This is a genomic window from Actinomadura sp. HBU206391, from assembly GCF_014323665.1.
Classification (GTDB): Bacteria; Actinomycetota; Actinomycetes; order Streptosporangiales; family Streptosporangiaceae; genus Actinomadura_C.
Genome location: NZ_JABVEB010000041.1, coordinates 1 through 18,683, shown reverse-complemented (window position 1 = coordinate 18,683; position 18,683 = coordinate 1). Strand labels below are relative to the sequence as shown.

13 protein-coding genes are annotated in these 18,683 nt (G+C 70.1%); 10 read left to right on the top strand and 3 right to left on the bottom strand.

The genetic code is table 11. From position 1 onward, the window contains the following. Nucleotides 1-35: 35 nt before the first annotated feature. Nucleotides 36-2,636, bottom strand: coding sequence for an alpha-glucan family phosphorylase (glgP, locus tag HKK72_RS15660; RefSeq protein WP_187235100.1), 2,601 nt, complete (start codon nt 2,634-2,636; stop codon nt 36-38). A 395-nt stretch (nt 2,637-3,031) separates the two neighbouring features. On the opposite strand from glgP, the gene HKK72_RS15655 reads away from it, so the two are divergent. From HKK72_RS15655 to HKK72_RS15610, 10 genes are all read left to right on the top strand, one after another. Continuing rightward, nucleotides 3,032-5,050, top strand: a complete 2,019-nt coding sequence (locus HKK72_RS15655; RefSeq protein WP_187235099.1) for an alpha-1,4-glucan--maltose-1-phosphate maltosyltransferase — start codon at nt 3,032-3,034, stop codon at nt 5,048-5,050. Between the two features lie 71 nt (nt 5,051-5,121). Then, nucleotides 5,122-6,837, top strand: coding sequence for a maltose alpha-D-glucosyltransferase (gene treS, locus HKK72_RS15650; protein WP_187235120.1), 1,716 nt, complete (start codon nt 5,122-5,124; stop codon nt 6,835-6,837). 3 nt (nt 6,838-6,840) lie between these two features. Further along, on the top strand, nt 6,841-8,265 hold the full coding sequence (locus tag HKK72_RS15645) for a maltokinase N-terminal cap-like domain-containing protein (protein WP_315987279.1): 1,425 nt from the start codon (nt 6,841-6,843) through the stop codon (nt 8,263-8,265). Nucleotides 8,266-8,651: 386 nt separating this feature from the next. Next, nucleotides 8,652-9,506 carry a glycosyltransferase family 2 protein gene (locus HKK72_RS15640; protein WP_187235098.1) on the top strand — a complete coding sequence of 285 codons (855 nt, stop codon included), beginning with the start codon at nt 8,652-8,654 and terminating at the stop codon, nt 9,504-9,506. A 3-nt stretch (nt 9,507-9,509) separates the two neighbouring features. Further along, entirely contained in the window at nt 9,510-10,580 is a 1,071-nt protein-coding gene (locus tag HKK72_RS15635) for a GNAT family N-acetyltransferase (RefSeq protein WP_187235097.1), read from the top strand. Beyond that, nucleotides 10,577-11,635, top strand: a complete 1,059-nt coding sequence (locus tag HKK72_RS15630; RefSeq protein ID WP_187235118.1) for a glycosyltransferase family 2 protein — start codon at nt 10,577-10,579, stop codon at nt 11,633-11,635. The genes HKK72_RS15635 and HKK72_RS15630 overlap by 4 nt, the downstream gene beginning before the upstream one ends. Further along, nucleotides 11,632-12,429: a polysaccharide deacetylase family protein gene (locus HKK72_RS15625; protein ID WP_187235096.1), complete on the top strand. Its 798-nt coding sequence runs from the start codon at nt 11,632-11,634 to the stop codon at nt 12,427-12,429. Before HKK72_RS15630 ends, HKK72_RS15625 begins: the two co-directional genes overlap by 4 nt. After that, a complete protein-coding gene (locus HKK72_RS15620) occupies nt 12,422-13,792 on the top strand; it encodes a lipopolysaccharide biosynthesis protein (RefSeq protein WP_187235095.1) in 1,371 nt (456 codons plus the stop codon). Before HKK72_RS15625 ends, HKK72_RS15620 begins: the two co-directional genes overlap by 8 nt. Further along, nucleotides 13,786-16,149, top strand: a complete 2,364-nt coding sequence (locus tag HKK72_RS15615) for a hypothetical protein (RefSeq protein WP_187235094.1) — start codon at nt 13,786-13,788, stop codon at nt 16,147-16,149. Before HKK72_RS15620 ends, HKK72_RS15615 begins: the two co-directional genes overlap by 7 nt. A 27-nt stretch (nt 16,150-16,176) precedes the next feature. Continuing rightward, nucleotides 16,177-16,413, top strand: coding sequence for a hypothetical protein (locus HKK72_RS15610; protein WP_187235093.1), 237 nt, complete (start codon nt 16,177-16,179; stop codon nt 16,411-16,413). 7 nt (nt 16,414-16,420) lie between these two features. Here HKK72_RS15610 and HKK72_RS15605 read toward each other — a convergent pair whose 3' ends face one another. Together HKK72_RS15605 and HKK72_RS15600 are read right to left on the bottom strand one after the other, a co-directional pair. Continuing rightward, complete coding sequence (locus tag HKK72_RS15605; protein ID WP_261986856.1) at nt 16,421-17,686, bottom strand: cytochrome P450; 1,266 nt, start codon at nt 17,684-17,686, stop codon at nt 16,421-16,423. A 14-nt stretch (nt 17,687-17,700) separates the two neighbouring features. Beyond that, nucleotides 17,701-18,683, bottom strand: a 983-nt coding sequence (locus HKK72_RS15600) for a xylan 1,4-beta-xylosidase (protein ID WP_187235092.1), incomplete at its 5' end; no start/stop codon positions are given.

The following is an 18,683-nucleotide window of genomic DNA, read 5'->3' as shown; positions in this document are numbered from 1 at the left end:
GCCGCCTCAGACGGGCCGCCTCCAGACGACCGTCCTCAGCGGAGGTCGCCGTTGGTCATGCCGAGCGGAGCGGGCGGCAGTGCGACGAGACCCATCTCGGCGCGATTGGCGAGCATCTCGTGCCGGGGCACCACCCGCACGCTGTAGCCGAAGTCGCCGGTCCGGTCGAGCGGAACCTCGCCCACGTAGCGCAGGCGACCGTCCTCGACCGCCTCGGTGTCGGTGAGCTCCTGGAACTGCGGGTCGATCAGCGAGTCTGTGTCGTCGACCCGCCCGTACGCCACCTCGACCGCGACGTCGGCGGGCCGCAGCTCGCCGAGCTCGACCGTGGTGCGCACGGTCATCCGCGCGCCGATGTGCGGGCTCTCGCCGACCCCCTCGGACTCGACGTGGCCCACGCCCACGCCGGGCCACGCCTTGGCCACCCGGTGCTTCCACTCGGCGAGCTCTCGCGCGCCCGCATGGGAGTCGGCGCTCATGACCCGTCGCGAGGCCGCCGCCGGCGCGTACAGGTCCTGGACGTAGTCGCGCACCATCCGGGTCGACAGCACCTTGGGGCCGAGCGAGGCCAGAGTGTGCTTGACCATCTCGAGCCAGCGACGGGGCAGCAGGTCGGCGCCACGGTCATAGAACATCACCGAGACGTGATCCTCGATGAGCTCGTAGAGCGCGCCCGCCTCGAGGTCGTCGCGCCGATCGGCGTCCTCCACGCCGTCCGCCGAGGGGATCGTCCAGCCGTTCTGGCCGTCGAACCACTCGTCCCACCAGCCGTCGCGGATGGACAGGTTGAGGCCGCCGTTCAACGCCGCCTTCATGCCGGACGTGCCACAGGCCTCCAGCGGACGCAGCGGGTTGTTCATCCACACGTCACAGCCCTGGACCAGCATCTGACCCAGCGCCATGTCGTAGTCCGGAAGGAACACGATCCGGTGCCGCACCCGGGCGTCGTCGGCGAACCGGACGATCTCCTGGATGAGGCGCTTGCCGCCCTCGTCGGCAGGGTGCGCCTTGCCGGCGATGAGGATCTGAACGGGCCGCTCGGGGTCCAGCAACAGCCGTCGTAGCCGTTCGGGGTCGCGCATCATCAGCGTGAGCCGCTTGTAGGACGGCACCCGGCGGGCGAACCCGATGGTGAGGACGTCAGGGTCGAGGGCGTCGTCCACCCAGGACAGCTCGGCCTCCGAGGCGCCGCGCTGGCGCCACGACTCGCGCAACCGGCGCCTCGCGTCGTGCACCAGGCGTTCGCGCAGGGTGCGCCGCACGCGCCAGATCTCGCCCTCGGATAGGCGCTGCAGGCCCTCCCAGCCGCGCCCCGCCGACATGACGTCGGGCAGTTCCCTGGCGGCCAGCTCGATGACCTCGGGCGCCACCCAGGTCTCGGGGTGCACGCCGTTGGTGATGGAGCCGATGGGGACGTCGTCGACGTCGAAGCCGCCCCACAGGCCGCCGAACATCTCGCGGCTGACCGCGCCGTGCAGCCGGCTGACGCCGTTGACCCGCTGCGCGAGCCGCATGCCCATGACGGCCATGTTGAAGACGTCCTGGTCGCCGTCCTCGTAGGTCTCGGCGCCGAGGGACAGCACCCGGTCGACCGGCACGCTGGCGGTCTCGTTGGGGCCGCCGAAGTACTTCTGGATGAGTTCCCTCGGGAACCGGTCGATGCCCGCCGGCACCGGCGTGTGCGTGGTGAACACCGTGCCCGAGCGGGTGGACTCCAGAGCCTCGTCGAAGCTGAGGCCCTGTTCGTTGACGAGCTCCCGGATCCGCTCGAGGCCGAGGAAGCCCGCGTGGCCCTCGTTGGTGTGGAACACCTCGGGCGCCGGGTGCCCGGTGATGCGGCAGTAGGCGCGGATGGCGCGCACGCCGCCGATGCCCAGCAGCATCTCCTGCAGCAGCCGGTGGTCGGTGCCGCCGCCGTACAGCCGGTCGGTCACGTCGCGCGCGGCCGGGTCGTTCTCGCGTACGTCCGAGTCGAGCAGGAGCAGCGGCACCCGGCCGACGCTGGCCAGCCATACCTGGGCGCTGAGGTCGCGCCCCTCGGGCAGGCCGACCTTGATCCGCAGCGGCGTGCCGTCGGCCTCGCGCAGCAGGGTCAGCGGAAGCCCGGTCGGCGTGATCGGGGGATAGCGCTCCAGCTGCCACCCGTCGGGCGAGAGGAACTGCGAGAAGTAGCCGTGCCGGTACAGGAGCCCCACACCGATGATGGGTACGCCCAGGTCGCTTGCGGTCTTGAGATGATCACCGGCGAGAATGCCGAGCCCGCCGGAGTACTGCGGCAGGGCGGCGGTGATGCCGTACTCCGGTGAGAAGTAGGCGATGGCCGCCGGGGGTTCGTCGTCGAGCGACTGGTACCAGCGCGGGGCGGTGAGGTAGTCGCGCAGATCCTCGGTGGCGTCTTGCAGGCGCCGCAGGAACCGGCGGTCTGCGGCGAGTGCGGCGAGCCGCTGCGCGGACACCTCTCCCAGCAACTTGACGGGGTCGTGGCGCACGGACTCCCAAAGGTCGGGATCTACCGAGCGGAACAGTTCGATCGTCTCGTTATGCCACGACCAGCGCAGATTGAGGACGAGTTCCTCGAGCTGCCGTAGTGGCTCGGGCAGGACGGTGCGTACAGTGAATCGTCGGATGGCCTTCACGGTGGGTAACGCTATGCGCAGGCCAGGGGTGTTCGCGACCCAAAACCGCACACAAGATTCCTTCATGTTGGTCAAGGGTGTCCGTCTCGGATGGCTGACACCGGCGCCTTACTGAGTCGACTCGGGCGGCAAAGTCGACGATGACCTCACGTGGTGGATGCATGGCAGAAAGTTACCGGGGTCGTACTAGAGAGTAGGCGTCGGATTCGGGCATGGAGACGCTTGGATAAGCAGCCGGAGCGGACATTCCACTCGTATGGATCACGCACTATGGCAGGGGAGGTCGGCAGAGGTGAGGGATGGGTGTTGAGCCGGATATGACCCGAGACACGGGTGATCATCACTTGGCGGAAGTCGGCACCGTGCCCGAGACCCCGCCGGTAGCGTTGCCAGCGATGATCGAGCGCATACCCATCCTGGACGTAGAACCCGTGGTCGACTGCGGTCGGTGGCCGGCCAAGGCCGCCGTCGGCGAGACCTTCGGCGTCAGCGCGACGGTGTTCCGCGAAGGCCACGAGATGCTCGGCGCCGGCGTGGTGCTGCGCGCCCCGGACGGCACCACGCGGCCCCTCGTGCGCATGAGCGAGCCCGTGCCCGGAACCGACCGCCTCACCGCCGAGGTGACCCCCGACGAGACGGGTCTCTGGCACTTCCGCGTGGAGGCGTGGGGCGATCCCGTGGCGCACTGGCTGCACGACGCCAAGATCAAGGTGCCGCGCGGGCAGGACGTCGACCTCATGTTCGAGGAGGGGGCGCTGCTGTTCGCCCGCGCCGCCGAGGGCGTACCGGAGGCGCGGCGGCCCGTCCTCGACTCGCTGGCCCGCGACCTGGCCGACCCGGCCATTCCGGTACTCCCCAGGCTGGCCGCGGCGAGTGCGCCCGAGGTCCTGGAGCTGCTGCGCGAGTACCCGCTGCGCGAGCTCGACTCCGCCTCGGCGTGGCTGCCGGTGGTCGTGCACCGCGAGCGGGCGCTGTTCGGCTCCTGGTACGAGTTCTTCCCTCGTTCCGAGGGGACCGCGTCCGACCCGATGGGGCGCAGAGCTCCGACCTCTGGAACGCTCCGTACCGCGATGAAGCGTCTTCCCGCGGTCGCCGCCATGGGCTTCGATGTCGTGTACCTGCCGCCGATCCACCCGATCGGCAGGACGTTCCGCAAGGGACCGAACAACACCCTGAACCCGGGGCCGCATGATCCCGGTTCGCCCTGGGCGATCGGATCCGAGGAGGGCGGGCACGATGCCGTGCACCCCGAGCTCGGCTCGATCGACGACTTCGACGCCTTCGTCGCCCATGCGCAGGCGCTCGGGCTCGAGGTCGCTCTCGACCTGGCGCTGCAGTGCTCTCCGGACCACCCCTGGGTGAAGGAGCATCCGGAGTGGTTCACCACCCGCGCCGACGGCACCATCGCCTACGCCGAGAACCCGCCGAAGAAGTACCAGGACATCTATCCGCTCAACTTCGACAACGACCCCGAGGGCATCTACCAGGAGGTCAAGCGGGTCGTGCTCCACTGGATGGACCACGGCGTGCGGATCTTCCGGGTGGACAACCCGCACACCAAGCCGGTCGCCTTCTGGGCCCGGCTGCTGGCCGAGGTCCACGCGATCGCGCCCGATGTGCTGTTCCTCGCCGAGGCGTTCACCCGGCCGGCGATGATGCACACTCTCGGCAAGATCGGCTTCCATCAGTCGTACACCTACTTCACCTGGCGCAACAGCAAGCCGGAGCTCGAGGAGTACCTCCACGAGCTCTCCGGGGACGCCGCGAAGTACATGCGGCCGAACTTCTTCGTCAACACGCCGGACATCCTCAACGAGTACCTCGTGCACGGAGGCCGGCCGGCCTTCGAGATCCGGGCGATCCTCGCCGCGCTGCTCTCCCCCACCTGGGGCGTCTACTCCGGGTACGAGCTGATCGAGAACAGTCCGGTGCGCCCGGGCAGCGAGGAGTACCGCGACTCGGAGAAGTACCAGTACCGGCCGCGCGACTGGGAGGCCGCCGAGCGGGAGGGCCGGGGCATCGCTCCCCTGATCACCCGGCTCAACACGCTGCGAAGGGCCCACCCGGCGCTGCAACTGCTCCGTAATCCGCGGTTCCACCACGTCGATCAACCGGACGTGATCTGCTTCTCCAAGCGGCGGCTCGGCGACGGTCAGGTGGGCCCGGACGACGGTGCGTCCACCGGCGGGCTCGGCGATGTCGTGCTGGCCGTCGTGAACCTCAACCCGCACCATGTACGCGAGGCGACCGTCAATCTCGATCTGCCCGCGCTCGGTCTCGACTGGTCGGAGGAGTTCGTCGTCACCGACGAGCTGTCCGGCGAGTCCTATGACTGGCGGCAGTCCAATTACGTACGCCTCGACCCGCATACCCAGCCAGCGCACATCTTCACGGTCCGGAGAACTGAGAGTTGACCACGCCGCCTTCTCCCGGCACCCTGCCGGAGGCCGACACCGCCGCCCTCGACACCGCGGCCGTCGAGCCCATTCCTGACACGTTCACACGCGAGAAGCCCAACGACCCCCACTGGTACAAGCGGGCCGTCTTCTACGAGGTCGCCATCAGGGGTTTCAACGACTCCAGCGATGACGGCACCGGAGACATCCGCGGGCTGATCCAGCGACTCGACTACCTGCAGTGGCTCGGTATCGACTGCATCTGGCTGTTGCCGATCTATCAGTCCCCGCTGCGCGACGGCGGGTACGACATCAGCGAGTACACCAAGATCCTGCCGGAGTTCGGCGATCTCGGCGACTTCGTCGAGCTGATCGACGAGGCGCACGCGCGGGGCATCCGGGTCATCGCGGACCTGGTCATGAACCACACGAGTGACCAGCACCCGTGGTTCCAGGCGTCCCGCTCCGATCCGGACGGGCCGTACGGCGACTTCTACATGTGGTCGGACACCGACGACAAGTACGCCGACGCCCGCATCATCTTCGTCGACACCGAGGCGTCGAACTGGACCTACGATCCGGTGCGCGGCCAGTACTTCTGGCACCGGTTCTTCTCCCACCAGCCCGACCTGAACTACGATAACCCCGACGTCCAGGACGCGATGATCGAGGTCCTGCGGTTCTGGCTGGACCTCGGCATCGACGGGTTCCGGCTCGACGCGGTGCCCTACCTCTACGCGCGCGAGGGAACGAACTGCGAGAACCTGCCCGAGACGCACGACTACCTCAAGCGGGTCCGCGCGGAGATCGACCGGCTCTACCCCGACCGGGTGATGCTGGCCGAGGCCAACCAGTGGCCGGCCGACGTGGTGGAGTACTTCGGCGACCCGGCCACCGGCGGGGACGAGTGCCACATGGCGTTCCACTTCCCGGTGATGCCGCGGATCTTCATGGCCGTACGCCGTGAGCAGCGCTACCCCATATCCGAGATCATGGCGCAGACGCCGAAGATTCCGGAGAACTGCCAGTGGGGCATCTTCCTGCGCAACCACGACGAGCTGACGCTCGAGATGGTGACCGACGAAGAGCGCGACTACATGTACACGGAGTACGCCAAGGATCCCCGGATGAAGGCCAACATCGGCATCCGGCGGCGCCTGGCCCCGCTGCTCGACAACGACCGCAACCAGCTCGAGCTGTTCACCGCCCTCCTGCTGTCGCTGCCGGGCTCGCCGGTGCTCTACTACGGTGACGAGATCGGGATGGGCGACAACATCTGGCTGGGCGACCGGGACGGGGTCCGCACCCCGATGCAGTGGACCCCGGACCGCAACGCGGGCTTCTCCAAGGCCGATCCGGCCCGGCTCTACCTCCCAGTGATCATGGACCCGATCTACGGGTACCAGGCGATCAATGTCGAGGCGCAGCAGAACAACCCGGGCTCGCTGCTGCACTGGACCCGCAAGATGATCGAGATCCGCAAGCGGCATCCGGTGTTCGGCCTCGGCTCCTACGTCGAGCTGTCGGCCTCCAACCCGAGCGTGCTGGCGTTCGTCCGGGAGTTCGGCGACGACCGTGTGCTGTGCGTGAACAACCTGTCGCGCTTCCCGCAGCCGGTCGAGCTCGACCTGCGCCGCTTCGAGGGATCCACGCCGATCGAGTGCATGGGCGGCGTTCAGTTCCCCGCAGCCGGCGAGCTGCCGTATCTCCTCACGCTTCCTGGGCATGGTTTCTACTGGTTCCTCCTACCCCCCGTTCCTGCCACCCGCGAGACAGAAGGCGAAGAACAAGAAGAGGTGAAGTAGTTCGTGCGGTCGTCCGACCACCCCAGCGGGGTACCGGCCCCAGACAACGTCGTCGATCTGCCGGGGCTGTGCGGGCTCCTCGAGGAGTGGGTGCCCCGGCAGCGCTGGTTCGCCGGCAAGGGCCGGGAGGTGCGCACGGTCACGGTGCTCGACGCCACCGAGCTGACCGGCGGTGACCCCGGCCTGCACCACCTCATCATCGGGGTCGGCCATGCCGCCGGGACCGGCACGGCCGTCGACCGCTACCAGCTGCTGCTCGGGACGCGCGCGCAACTGCCCGGCCGGCTGGAGTACGCCGAGATCGGGCAGTTGGGCGGGCGGCACGTCTACGACGCCGTGCATGATCCCGAGCTCACCCGGATGCTGCTCACCGGAATGGCCCGCAACGCCGACACCGGCCCGCTGCGCCTGCGGGCCGTGCCAGGGCAGGAGATCGAGACCGACCTGGTCAGCCTGGCCAGCCCGGCGGAACAGAGCAACACCTCCCTGATCTTCGGGGAGACCTATATCTGCAAGTTGTTCCGCCGGATCACCCCTGGGACCAACCCCGATCTCGAGCTCAACCTCGGGCTCACCCGGGTGGGGTGCGAGCACATCCCGGCGCTGCACGGCTGGGTTGAGATGGATCTCGACGGTGAGCCCACCACGCTCGCCATGCTGTCGGGGTTCCTGCGCACGGCCACCGACGGCTGGCGGCTCGCGGCCACGAGTGTCCGTGACCTCTATGCCGAGGCGGACCTGCACGCCGACGAGGTGGGCGGTGACTTCGCCTCGGAGGCTGAGCGGCTGGGCATCGTGACCGCCACGGTGCACCGCGACCTCGCCAGGGCCTTCGGAGTGTCCGAGCTCCCCGTGGACGACATCCGGGCGATGGCCGAGGACATGCACCGGCGGCTGCACGAGACGGTCCTCGTGGTGCCGGAACTGGCGCCGTACGTCGCGATGATCGACACGGTGTTCGACGACCTCGCCAAGCAGGACGAGCCGCTGGCGGTGCAGCGAATCCACGGTGACTACCACCTCGGCCAGGTCATGCGTACCGAACGCGGCTGGATGCTGCTCGACTTCGAGGGCGAACCCCTCCACACGCTGGTCGAACGGCGCCACCCGAGCCACCCGCTGCGCGACGTCGCAGGCATGCTCCGCTCCTTCGAGTACGCCTCCCGCCACCTGCTCGCCGGGCAGCGCCAGATCGCCCCGGAGCTGGGCGAGCAGCTGGAGTTCCGCGCCCGTGAGTGGGCCGAGCGCAACAGGATCGCGTTCTGCCGCGGCTACGCCGAGGGCGGCGGGCCCGACCCGGCCGCGCACGAGGTGCTGCTCCGCGCCTTCGAGTACGACAAGGCCGTGTACGAGGTGCTGTACGAGGCGCGCAACCGCCCGTCCTGGCTGCACATCCCGCTCAGCTCGTTCCGCCACTTCGTGATCTGAGCCGCACCGGTCGCCGAGCCGCCTGGGGCCCGGGCCGGCTCAGCCGTCCGAGCCGGCTCGGTGGTCTCGGCCGAATCGGCCGTCCGCGCGGCCGCCGCGCCGAGCCGCCCGCCCGGGTAGATCCATGGGCAGCGCCGGGTCATGTGGCGGTAATCCGATATTCATCTTTGGGTAAAGCCGCAACCGAACGCGGCTCCGTGGCTCAAAGTCAGGACTAACGCTGCATACGCGCCCGGTCACGGCGAGTGACCGACCCCTTATGTGACGGAATGGTACGGCATGCATGGTGAGCACTGCGTCACCAAAGGGAGCGATGCGTGATTACTCGACGCATGACGGGGACGGCTGGCGTCAAATGAGCAGACACCACTCCCACGGGGGCTACCATGCATACGCCCGACCCCCTCGCGCGCGCCGATGGCGCCTCGAGCGCACCACTCGTACGGCAGCCTCACCGACTCGGTCTCGAGCGGTACAGCACTCACTGGCCCACGGTCACCGCCGTCATCCCGACGCTCAACGAGGCGGAGAACCTTCGATGGCTTCTGCCGCGGCTGACCGCGGCGGACGAAGTCGTGATCGTCGATGGCGAGTCCACCGACGGCACGGTGGAGATCACCCGGCTGCTGCGGCCAGACGCAGTGATCATTATCGAACCGCCCATCGGCAAGGGCAGCGCGATGCGGACCGGGATGGCCGCCGCGACCTCCGAAGTGCTCATCATGCTCGACGCGGACGGCAGCATGGACCCGGCCGAGTTCGACGCCTTCTTAGCGCTGATCGGCCGCGGGTTCGACATCGTCAAGGGCACGCGCTACGGCTGCGGAGGCGCGTCCGACGACCTCACCCGGATCCGCAGCAGGGGCAACCGGTGGCTGACCCGGCTCGCCAACCTCCTGTACCGGACCAGATGGACCGACCTGTGCTACGGCTACGTCGCGATGCGCCGGTCCGCCGTCGAGCGGCTCCAGCTCACCTCGACCGGCTTTGAGATCGAGACCGAGCTGTGCGTCAACGCGGTGCGCTCGGGCCTCCGGATGGCCGAGGTCGCCAGCCATGAACGCGACCGCCGGTACGGCGAATCCAATCTGCGCACGCTACGGGACGGCTGGCGGGTACTGAAGACCATGCTCCGGCTCCGTTTCCGAGGCCGGCTCGGCGACACACCCGCCACGCAGCCGCTGGAGCCCGTAGCGGTGAACTGGCAGTCCACCGCCCTCGGCCGCGTCGAGAGCCGGTGAGCCATGAAGGTCACCCTCGTCGGCCCGCTCGACCTCGGCACCGCCGAGATCGAACGATGGCGGGCCCTGCAGCGATCCGACCCGGCACTGGCCAATCCCTTCCTCACCCCTGAGTTCACCGTCGGCGTCGGCCGGTGCCGCCCAGGCGTCCGGGTCGCAGTCGTGGAGGAGGGCACGGAGGTCGTCGCCTTCTTCCCGCATGAGCGCTCCGCCCTCGGCATAGGCCATCCCGTCGGATCCGGCCTCACCGACCTGCAGGGCATCATCGCGCCGCCCGACCTGCTGCTGGACGCGCGAGCGCTGCTCAGGGCGTGCCGGCTCAGCGTCTGGGACTTCGACCACCTGCTCGCCCACCAGCCGACGTTCAAGCCCCACCACACGGTGGAGAGGGCCGAGCCCATCATCGATCTGAGCGCGGGCTTCGAGGCCTATGCCGAGGTCACGCGCCGGGCGGCGCCGAAGAGTTACAAGACCGTCCGCTACAAGGAGCGCAAGCTCGGCCGGGAGGTCGGCGAGGTGCGTTATGTCTTCGCGTCGTCCGATCCGGGTCTGTTGCGGCTGCTGATGCGCTGGAAGTCCGACCAGTATCGGCGCACCGGCCGGATGGACCGGTTCGCCCGGCCCTGGATCGTGCGGCTGGTGGAGCATTTCCACCGGACCGGCTTCGGCATGCTCAACATCCTGTACGCCGGCGACCAGCCGGTCGCGGCCAATTTCGACCTGCGCCACCGCGCGACCGTCGCCGGCTGGTTCACCGCCTACGACACCCGCTTCGCCCAGTACTCCCCCGGTCTGATCGGCAACCTGCGGCTCGCCCAGGCCTGCGCCGAGCACGGCATCACCGAGATCGCCATGGGGCGTGGCGGCAAGCAGTTCAAGGAGCAGCTCAAGAGCCGCGAGATCCGGATCGCCGAGGGCAGGGTCGCCCACGCCCGCCTGGGCGCCGGACTGCACTGGCTTCGCACCGCCCCGGTGAACATGGCCCGCAACGCCGCGCTGAGAAACCCGCGGGTGTACGACCGGGCCGACCGGATGCTCAAGACCTACGCGCGCATGAGGAGGCGGTTCCCCTGACCGGCACCGGTACCCGGATCAGCGTCGTCATCTGTGCCTTCACCGAGGAGCGTTGGGACGACGTGCACGCGGCGGTCACGTCCGTACGCACCCAGCGGCACGCACCCCACGAGATCATCGTTTCCGTCGACCACCACCCGGAGCTGCACGTTCGCCTCAAGGCGGCGCTGCCGGACGTCGTCGTCGTCGCGAACCGGCACGCGCGCGGGCTCTCCGGCGGCAAGAACACCGGCACCGAACTCGCCGGCGGCGACGTGGTGGCCTACCTCGACGACGACGCGGTGGCCGCCCCGGGCTGGCTGGCCGCCTTCGCCGAGGGCTTCGCCGACCCCTCCGTCATCGGGGTCGGCGGCCTGACGATCCCGCTGTGGCCGGGCGCCCCCTCCCCCCGCGAACTCGTGGGCACCGGCCCCCACGACCTCGCCGTCGCGGGCGGTACGGGCCGGCGGCCGGGCTGGTTCCCCGAGGAGTTCGACTGGACCGTCGGCTGCACCTACCGGGGGCTCTCGCCCGGGCCCGTCCGCAACCTGATGGGCGGCAACTGCTCGTTCCGCGCAGGGGCGTTCGAACTGGCCGGTGGTTTCACGACCGGGATCGGCCGAGGCTCCGGCCCGAGGCCGCTGGGCTGTGAGGAGACCGAGTTCTGCATCCGGCTGGGCCATCGGAGCCCCGGTGCCGTCATGCTGTTCGACGACCGCGCGGTCATCTGGCACCGGGTTCCACCGGAACGCGCGCGGTTCGGCTACTTCCGCGCCCGCTGCTACGCGGAGGGCCTGTCCAAGGCGCTCGTCACCCGCAGCGTCGGGGCCCGCGACGGGCTGTCCAGCGAACGCGCGCACGTGCTCCGCGCCCTGCCGCGCGGCGCGATCCGCGGGTTACGCGACACGGTGCGCGGCGACCTCGGCGGCCTCGGCCGCGCGGCCGCCATCGTCACCGGCCTGTCCTGCACGGCGTTCGGTTATGCCGCCGGCTCCATCGGCCTGGGCGGGAGCACTCCTGAGCCCGGCGCGGTCCGCGCCGAACGGGCCGGCGGACGGCCGGGGGCGGCGCGATGACGGGCGTTCCGATCCTCATGTACCACTCGATCAGCGAGCACCCGCCCGCGGCGACCGCCCCGCTCGCCGTTCACCCGAGCGCGTTCGCCGACCAGATGGCCCTCCTCAAGGATCGCGGCCTCACCCCCGTCCCCCTCTCCGCACTCTCCCCACCGGCGGCATCGGGCCCCGCGCCGGAGGTGGTGGGCAGACCGATCGTGATCACGTTCGACGACGGATACGCGGACTTCCACGAGCGGGCGCTGCCCGTGCTCGAACATCTGGGGTTCACCGCGACCGTCTTCGTCACGACCGGCTGGCTGGCCGACGCGGGACCGGACGCGGCCGGCCGGCCGCTGGACCGGACGCTCAACTGGAGCCAGACGCGGGAGGCGGCCGCGCACGGCATCGAGATCGGCGGGCACAGCCACAGCCACCCGCAGCTCGACCAGTTGCCCGGCGGAAGTCTGCGGGACGAGCTGATCCGCAGCAGGGGCCTGCTCGAGGATCGCCTGGGGGTCCAGGTGCGGGCGATGGCCTACCCCTACGGCTACTCGAGCGCCCGGGTGCGGCAGGCGGTGCTGCACACCGGCTACCGCAGTGCCTGCGCGGTGGCCAACGAGGTCGCGGTGCGGGGCCGGCACGACCGGCTGGCGCTGCCCCGGCTGACGATCCGGGCCGGCATCTCGCTGGAGCGGTTCGGCCGGATCGTCGACGGCGAACCGGGCTACCGTCTGGACCGGGCGCTCACCAAGGGCTACGCCATCGTGCGGCGATCGCGCTACGCGGCCCAGCGAATGCTGCGCGATGTCTGATCTCACCCCCGCGGCCTCCCCACCTGGCCGTGATGTCGCGGCGCGCGGTTCGGCGGCGCGGGCCACCGCGCGAGCCGGCGTGGCGGCCGAGCTGTCCAACCCGCTGTTCCGCAATGCCTACGCGCTGATGGCCAACGGCGGGATCACCGGAGTGCTGGGGCTCGGCTACTGGTTCCTCGCCGCCCGTCACTACGACCCCGCCGACGTGGGCCGGAACTGGGCCGTCATCCAGGCCGTCATGTTCGTCGGCGGCCTGACCGCGCTGAACTTCATGCTGATCCGGTTCATTCCGCAGACCGGCCAGGCCACCGGGGCGTTCGTCGCCACCAGCTATGCCGTCGGCTCCGGCGCCGCCGTCGTCATCGCGCTCGGCTTCCTGGTCACGCTGGACTGGTGGGGGCCGTCGTTCGCGCACCTGCACGGCCTCGGACCAGGGCTGTGGTTCCTCGTGATGGCCTTCGCGTGGAATCTCTTCACCCAGCAGGACGCGGTCTTCACCGGGCTGCGCCGCGCGCACTGGGTGCCGATTGAGAACACCGTCTTCGGCCTGGTGAAGGTGGTGCTGCTGGTGGCCTTCGCCGCGGCGCTGCCGCGCGAGGGCGTGGGCCTCTCCTGGATGCTCCCGGTGATCGTGTCACTGGCACCGGTGAACCTCTTCATCTTCCGCCGGCTGATCCCGGCTCACGCCCGGGCGACCGACGGACGCCGGCCACGTCCCACGAGTGCCGAGATCGCACACTATGTCGGCGGCGACTACCTGGGCGGGCTGTTCGCCCACGCGACGATCAACCTCGTCCCGGTCGTCGTCGCGGCCCAGATCGATCCGCGCACCAACGCCTACTTCACGATGGCGTGGGTGCTCGGCATGATGCTGAACCTGCTGTCGATCACGATGGCGATGTCGCTCACCGTCGAGGGCGCCTTCGACGACACCCGATTCGCCGAGAAGGTGCGGGCGGCCCTGCGGCGCACGGTGACGCTCCTGGTCCCCGTGTCGGCGCTGACCATCGTCTGTTGCCCGTTCGCGCTGGAGGTGTTCGGCCCCGGCTACGCCGCCCAGGGTGCGCCACTGCTGCAGTTGCTGGCCGCCGCCACGCTCCCGAAGGCCGTCATCGAGCTCTACCTCGGTGTGCTGAGGGTACGGTCACGCACCCGCGGGATCGCGGTCATCCAGGGCGCCCGTCTCCTCGGCACGCTCGCGGTGGTGCTCGTGGTGCCCACCGAATCGATCCTCATCGGCACGGGCGTGGGCGTGCTGTTCGTGCACGCGGCCATCGCCGTCGCCGTCTTCCCCGCCCTGCGCCGCGCCGCCTCCCCGGGAGACGACCGGGCGGCCAACGGTCCAAGGAGAGCCGCTTGCTGACGATGCCCCGCGGGCCGCGGCGGACCGAGACGCACACGGCCGGGACCCTCACCGCGGGGACGGGGTCCACGGCGACCCGCACCACCGCGAGACCGGCCACGACCCGGTCGCCCGCACGGCGGAGAATCGGGCGGCGGAGAATCGGGCGCCGGAGCGACCGGCGGTCCGGAGCCGGGCGACCCGGGTCCCGGGCGAGCGGCGTGCGGACCGGCGGCCTGCCGTACTCCGCGATCGTGGTCTGCCTGCTCCTCGTGCTGGGGCTGGCGTTGTTCTGGCTGCCGCTGCGCGGAGTGCGGCTCGACACCATGAGCGGCTACGGGGTGATCTCGGTGCTGCCGGCGCTGACCCTGCTCGGCGTGGCGGTGCTGACCGCGAACTTCCTCATCACGCTGGCGCTGAGCCGGCCACGCCCGGTGCTGCTGACCGCACAGCTGCTGGGCATGGCCGTCTCGCTGCACGCGCTGGCCCAGGCCCTGGAGCCGGTGGCGCGCTTTCCCACCGCCTGGCAGCACGCGGGGTTCATCGAATACATCACGCGCACCCACGGCGTGGACACCATGCTGGACGCGCGCTTCAACTGGCCGGGCTTCTTCGCCCTCGTCGGTTTCGCGACCAAAGCGATCGGCCAGGACGACCTGGAACCGGTGCTGCACTGGGCACCGGTGGTGACCAATCTCCTCTACCTCGGCCCCTTCGCCCTGATCCTCCGGACGCTGCAGGCGAGCTGGCGGGCCAAGTGGTTCGCCGCCTGGCTGTTCCCGGTGGCGAACTGGGTCGGCCAGGACTACCTGTCCCCCCAGGCCTTCGGTTACCTGCTGTACCTGTGCTGGGTCGCGATCCTGCTGAACTGGTTCCGGCCGCCCCCGGCCACCATCCGGGGACAGGGCCGCCGCCGCCGCAGCCCGGGCGCGCGTCGCACCGGGCGGTTCTGGCGTGCCTACGACTGGACGTTCGGCCCGATGGAGCCCGGTGAGCTGCCGCCACGGCCGATCGGCGTCCGAGAGCGCGCGGTCCTGTTCCTCCTGCTGGTGGCGGTCAGCGTGGTGGCCACGGCCGCCCACCAGCTCACCCCGTTCCTCATGATCGCTACGACTGCCGGGTTGGTGCTCGCCCGCCGCTGCACCCTTCGCGGGCTGCCGCTGCTCGGCGCGGTCGTCTTCGTGGCGTGGCTCAGCTTCATGACACGTGCCTACTGGGCGGGACATCTGAACGAGGTGCTCGGTGGGGTGGGACGGCTCGGCACCAACCTGTCGGCCAGTGTCGGCCAGCGGATCACGGACGGCAGCGCCGAGCTCGCGAGAGTGCAGTTCGCCAGGGTCGCGCTGGCGGTCCTGGTCTCGCTCCTGGCCCTGTTGGGCCTGTTGCGGCGGCGCGCCCGGCGGACCGACGACCGCGTCGCCCTGGTGCTGCTGCTCGCGCCGTTCGCCTCTTTCGGTCTGCAGAGCTACGGCGGAGAGATCGCACTGCGCACCTACTTCTTCATGCTGCCCGGTGCCTGCATCCTCACGTCCTACCTCTTCTTCCCGGCGCGGACCGTCGGCCCGGTCGGCGACCCGGCGCCCGACTCGCGCACCGCGCCGGTCGTCGCAGCGGCGGCTCGACGACGGCCACGGCTCCGGCTCCGGCTCCGGGACACCGTCCCGATGTTCGCCGCGGGCGCGCTGGCGCTTGTGCTCGTCTTCGGGTTCGTGCTCGTACGGTTCGGCAACGAGCGGTTCGAGCGGGTCCGGCCGGGCGAGGTCAAGGCGTTCGACGCGATACTCGAACGGCGCCCCAAAGGTGCGATCGACGTCGTCTGGCTCACCGCGGAGGACACCACCGCAAGTGGCTTCCCGGTGATGCCGTGGAGCCATCACGGCTACGAGCGCTTCGGGTATCCGGTGCTCCAGACGTCCCTCGATCCAGCCGGCGATGTCGAGGCGATCACGGCGCAACTGCGCGAGCAGGGCCAGACCGGCTTCTTCGTGACCACCCGCGGCCACGAGGCCTACCTCGATCTCAGCGGCGGCCTGCCGGTCTCGTACAGCGCCCGGCTGCGCGCGGCCCTGTCGCAGTCGCGCGACCTTCAGGTCGTCTTCGCCGACCCGGACGCCGCGGTGTTCGCGCTGCGGTCGCCGCCACCGCAGCCGGATCCTCCGCTGCGGCCGGCGGCGCGGCTGAGCATCGGCCTGACGCCATGGACCCCCGCGGGCGTGGTCTATCTCCCCGTACTGCTGGGGCTGCTGATCGCGCGGGAACTGCGGCGGCTGCGGACGGCGCCTGGCAGACGGAGGCTGCGTCCCTACACGGTGCTGGCCGTCCCGCTGCTGGCCGGCCTGATCGCAGTCGTCGTCGAACGCTTCATGATCCTGCACTGACCACACCCACCGACCTCGAGGGCCGACATGACCGTGATTTTGCTGCTGTTGCTGGTCACAGCGCCGACCGCCGCCTGCGCGGCACTGCTGCCCGGACTGGATCCGGCCGGCCGGGCCGTCGTCTCGGCGACGGGCGGTCTCGTCATCGTCGCGCTGGTGGCCGAGGTCATGCTGGTGACCTCGCTGTGGTCACCGGGTGGCGGGCTGGCCGCCGTCACGGTGATCTCGGCCGCGCTGCTGGGCGTCTCTCGGATCCGGCACTGACCCCGCCTCAGGCCGGCCCTGCCCGCAGGGTGAACGGCTGACGCCTGATCCCGTTGTCGAAGTTGGAGAGCAGGTACTCGGGTTCACCGACGGCGCCGATCCCGGGGAACCTCTCGAAGAGCTCACGGAACATCACCCTCAGCTCCATCCTCGCCAGATGCGCGCCGAGACACAGGTGCGGGCCCGGGCCGCCGAAGCCGACATGGGGGTTGGGCGACCGGGTGATGTCGAAGGCGTCCGGGTCCTCGAACACCGTCTCGTCCCGGTTGGCCGAGATGTAGAAGAGCACGACCTTGTCGCCCGGCGCGATCGTGTGCCCGGCGAACTCGTGCTCGCGCGTGAGCGTACGGCGGAACTGGATGATCGGCGACGAACAGCGGACGATCTCCTCGATCGCACCGGCGGCGCGGCCCTCGTAGTCCGACAGCAGCAGATCGCGCTGGCCAGGGTTGTCGGTGAACAGCTTCAGGCCGTGGGCGAGCGCGTTACGGGTGGTCTCGTTGCCCGCGACGAGCAGCAGATCGAAGAACGAGCCCAGTTCCCGCATCGACAGCGCCTCGCCGTCCACGTTGGCGTTCACCAGCGCCGACACCAGGTCGCCGGCCGGCTCGCGCAGCCGCTCGCGGCCGAGGCGTGCGACGAGGCGGTGCAGTCGGCCGATGGCCGCGAGGTTCCCGCCGAGCAGGCGCAGCGTGCGCGGGCTCGCCAGCGAGCCGCGTACCCCGGAGTACTCCGTCATGGCGTCGATGTGCCTCAGCACGCGGGGACGCAGATGCTCCGGAACGCCCATCATCGCGGCGATGACGTGAATGGGCAGCCGGGCCGCCACCTGGGTCACGAAGTCGTGCGCGCCGTGCGCGCCGAGGTCGTCGGCGATGCGCGCCGCAGTCGCCTCGATGTCCTCACGCAACCGGTCGAGCATCTTGGGGCTGAACGCGCGAGAGACGATCCGGCGAAGCCGTGCGTGCCGCGGGTCGTCCATGTTCACCATGGGCGTGCCGAGGACGAGCGAGAGCCAGGGCGGCGGTTCCGGCGACGTCGCGGCGGGCTCGCTGCTGAAGACCTTCGCGTGCCGGCTGGCCGTCACGACGTCCGCGTGCCGTACGAGCGCGTAAAAGCCGTGCCCCGCCCGGACCAGGGGCACTCTCGGTTCCGGGAAGAACACCGGCCGGTCGAGCGCCCGCAGCCGGGCGAACGCGGCGAGCCGATCGGCGGGCGGGCGGGCCCAGAAGTCCATGCTCACCAGATCGATGTCGGCGGCGGCCGAGTCCAGGGCCACGGGCTGTCCTATCGGTCGGCCCAGCGGACCTTGTAGCCGCTGAGCCGCATCCGCTTACCGTCGACCGTCGCCGTCGTGGGCTTGTCCGTGGTGTTGACGACGACCATGTGCCGCTTCTGGGCGAGCACACGGACGGAGGCGGGGGTCGCAGAGACGTCCATCAGCTTGGTGCCCGGCGGGAACCACCGGGCGAACCTCTGGATCATGCTGAGAGCCGGGGTCACCTCACCGCCGGCACCAGGGGACCACAGGCAGCCCGGGCAGTTTCCCGGCGACCCGCGCTGCGGATTCCAGTAGAGGGCCGTCGCCGCGCCACTGCGGGCGAACTCCATCATTGCCGCGGTGTGCACGGCGTCCCGCCGCCGGTCCGACCACGTACTGTGTTCGGGCGCGACATACCATTCCGCCCACCACACCGGCAGCCCGTCCGCCCGCCCGCGCAGCCAGCGCGTGATGGCCGAGAACTTGCCCAGCGCCGTGAACTCGTCCGGGCGCAGCCCGCGGTCCTCCGAGACGGTGGACCCGTCCACGGCGACGAAGTCCGCGCCCTTCTTGTGCTTGATCCAGTAGTCGACCGCGTCGAGCGCGCGCTGGTCGACGCTCCCCCATGGCCCGCGCACCGCCGAGGGCGGCCCCTGCCATTCCGGTGAGTAACCGTTCATGGGGACATACGGCCCACCGACCTTGATATGCCGGTTCACCGACTTCAAGGCGCTGTAGACCTTGTTGTAGAGCACGGTGTAGGACTCGGCGTCCCAGCGGTTGCGTCTCTCGTCGAAGAAGCCCTTGAACTCGTTCCAGACCGCGTAGTACCTCACGTCGGGATAGCGCCGCGCGACCTTCACCGCCAGCTCGGCGTACTCGTCGTAGTAGCGCGGGTAGGGCGCCTCCTCGAGCCGCGACCAGTCGGTCCGGCCCTGGGGCCCGCCCTTCATCCAGTCGGGCGCGCAGCACAGGGTGATCACGGGTGTGCCGTTGGTATGCCGGATGA